This window comes from Streptomyces muensis, from assembly GCF_021474425.1.
GTDB classification, from domain to species: Bacteria; Actinomycetota; Actinomycetes; order Streptomycetales; family Streptomycetaceae; genus Streptomyces; species Streptomyces muensis.
On record NZ_JAKEIP010000486.1, the window covers coordinates 1 to 3049 of the forward strand.

General features: G+C 68.4%; 2 protein-coding genes. Both read right to left on the bottom strand.

All coding sequences use genetic code 11. The features are described 5' to 3' along the window. Positions 1-262: 262 nt before the first annotated feature. Entirely contained in the window at positions 263-784 is a 522-nt protein-coding gene (locus L0P92_RS43440) for a hypothetical protein (protein WP_234768649.1), read from the bottom strand. A 102-nt stretch (positions 785-886) separates the two neighbouring features. Continuing rightward, on the bottom strand, positions 887-2848 hold the full coding sequence (locus tag L0P92_RS43445) for an APC family permease (RefSeq protein ID WP_234768650.1): 1962 nt from the start codon (positions 2846-2848) through the stop codon (positions 887-889). Between the last annotated feature and the right edge of the window lie 201 nt (positions 2849-3049).

Genomic DNA, 3049 nt, shown 5'->3' on the forward strand with positions numbered 1-3049 from the left:
GGCTGGGGTCGCCCGGGCGGGCGGGGATAGCAATGTCTCGTCCTCAAGCGCCGGGTGGGCTGGAAGGTGCCACGGCGGGCATGGCCCCTGCCGGTGGGTGGGGGCTGGGGACGGCAATGATCGTCCCCCGAGCGATTGGAAGGTGTTTGGGCGGGCATAGCCCCTGCCGGTGGGTGGGGGCTGCTGAGGATGCCCGTTCGGCGTCGGATGTGGACGTCTGCGGTCGTGAGGCAATGCCCCCCGCGGCCCGGGCCGGGGGCGTTCAGGAGATGTCTGATGCTCTGAGTACGGCTTGAGTCGTTGCGTCGTCGATCTGGTGGGCCAGCTTGTTCAGGACGTCTGTGCCTTCTCGTAGGGTGCCGCGTTCGCGGGAGCGGCGGACTCCTGTGTCTAGTTCGTGCCAGAGGAGTGGGTTGGCGATCAGGGTGCGGGGGTCCAGGGTCAGGTGGGAGCCGGCTGTGTCGCGGAGGGTGAGGAGGGCGGAGAGGTGGCCGTGTTGACGTATGGCGACCAGTTCGTCCGTGCGTACGGACTGTCGGCGTAGGAGGCCGCGTACCTCCAGCCAGCCGGGGCCCGCGGTCACGCGTTGGGGGAAGAGGATCGTGAAGAGCAGGGCGGTCAGGGTCAGCCAGAGCAGGGCGCGGGCCGGAGTGAGGGTTTCGCCGTCCAGGTCGACCAGCAGGGTCATGCCGAGGAAGGCCAGAGCGCAGCCGAGGGCGAACCGGACACTGCCACGCCAGTGGCGGTCGCCGGTCGGGGTCGGGCGCCGTCCGCTTCCCTGCACAGTGCTGACGGTAAGGGGGAAGGGGACCGTGCGGGCTTGCGGATGTGGTGCTCTGACGTCTTACGGTGCAACCTTGACGCGATCCTGATGGGCGCGGCCGTTTCAGCCGGTGTGCACGCGGGGGCGGCGGTCCCGGTCCGGCTCGGCCTCGCGGAGCACCTCGCGGGTGACCGGGGCGACCTCGCCCTGGCCGAAGAGGAAGAAGCGCAGGAAGTTGGCGAAGGGGTTGCCCTCGGTCCACTCGAAGTAGATGTGCGGGATGCGGCCGGTCGAGTCGCGGACGTGGAGGAGGAGAGCGGCCAGGGCGTTGGAGATGGAGGAGGACTCCAGGGTCAGGACGCGGTAGCGGTTGTGCAGGACCTCGCCGCTTACGGTCAGGCCGGCCTCGAACTCGGACGGGTCGGTCACCGTCACCTCGACGAAGACGAAGTCCTCCTGGTCGGGGATGTCGTTGTCGGCCCTGATCTGCTCGATCTTGTCGCGGTACTCGGCCTTGTCCCGTCGGTCGGGCTCGTTGGCGATGAACCGGATCTTGCGGCTCGCCATGTCGCGGATGAAACGTTCCGCCATGGCGTCCAACGTCACATCGGTCACGCGGAGTTCGAAGGCGCGAGCCAGTCGGGACAGGAGCGAGACCAGGATGATGCCGGCGATGAAGCAGGCGCCGATCTTCACGCCGTCGGGGCGCTCGATGACGTTCACGACTGTGGTGTACAGGAACACCGCGGAGATGACCGCGAAGCCTATGAACCAGTTCCGCTGACCGGCCTCGCGGGCCGCGATGGTCACGGCGATGGCGGCGGAGCTGATGAGGACCAGCACGCCGGTGGCGTAGGCACCACCCTGGGCGTCGACGTCGGCGTCGAAGATCCAGGTGACCAGGAAGGCGATCAGCGTGAAGACGATGACCATGGGGCGGACCGCCCTGGCCCAGTGGGGTGCCATGCCGTAGCGGGGCAGGTATCGCGGCATCAGGTTGAGCAGGCCGGCCATGGCGGAGGCGCCGGCGAACCACAGGATGGCGATCGTGGAGACGTCGTAGACCGTGCCGAAGGCGCCACCGAGGTACTCGTGGGCGAGGAACGCCAGCGCGCGGCCGTTGGCCTGCCCGCCCGACTCGAACTCCTTCTCCGGGATCAGCAGCGTGGTGATGAAGCTCGTCGCGATCAGGAAGCAGCTCATGATCAGCGCGGCGGTGGTGAGCAGCTTCTTCGTGTCCCGGATCCGGCCCACGGGCCGCTCCTCGGTCTCGCCGGGATCGCCCTTGACGTGCGGCATCACGGCGACGCCGGTCTCGAAACCGGAGAGGCCGAGGGCGAGTTTGGGGAAGACGATCAGGGCCACGCCGATCATCACGAAGATGTTGCCGTGCTCGGCCGTCAGGGCGTTGGACCAGTCGGTGACCACATGGCCCTCGGTGGCGACGTGGTACAGACCGACGACCACCACGACGGCGTTCAGCGCGAGGTAGGCGCCGACCAGGGCCACGGCGACGCCGATCGCCTCCAGAAAGCCCTTGAGGAAGACCGCGCCGAGCAGGGCCACGAGGACGAGGGTGATCAGCATCTGCTTGTCGTGCAGGGCGCTGTTCAGATGGGGGTTCTCGACCAGGTGGGTCGAGGCGTCGGCCGCCGACAGGGTGATGGTGATCAGGAAGTCGGTGGCGGCGAAGCCCAACAGGGTCAGGACGAAGAGCTTGCCCTTCCAGAAGGTCAGGAGCCGCTCCAGCATCGCGATCGAGCCCTGGCCGTGCGGGCTCTCGTCGGCCACCCGCCGGTACACGGGCAGGGCCCCGGCCAGGGTGACGATCACGAGCACGATCGTGGCGATGGGTGACAGCAGGCCGGCCGCGAGGGCCGCGATGCCCGGCTGGTAGCCGAGGGTCGAGAAGTAGTCGACGCCGGTGAGGCACATGACGCGGTACCAGGGCTGGCCCTTGTGCTCCAGCTTGGACTCGGTCTCGGGCTGCTGCTCCGCGTGGCCGTGGCCCTTGCCCATGTCGGACAGGCCCTCCAGCATCCAGGCGCGCAGGCGGCTGGGCGGGGGGTGTTCGGTCGTGGCCATCTACGTGCTCCTGATGTGCGGGTCGGCGCGTGGTTTCGGCCATCACGCGGACGGCGGCACCAGCGTAAGCAGAGAGTGACGCGTGGGCCCACGGATCGGGGCGCTGTGGGCGTCAAGCTTCCGTTAAGACTCGGCATGTCGGCCGGGGCGCAGGTTGAGATGCGCCTTCCGGTGCTGGTCGGGGGATGGTTGGGGTGGTTG

Coding starts and splice junctions, on each gene's coding strand:
- L0P92_RS43445 (WP_234768650.1), bottom strand. CDS start 2,848: ATGGCCACGACCGAACACCCCCCGCCCAGCCGCCTGCGCGCCTGGATG.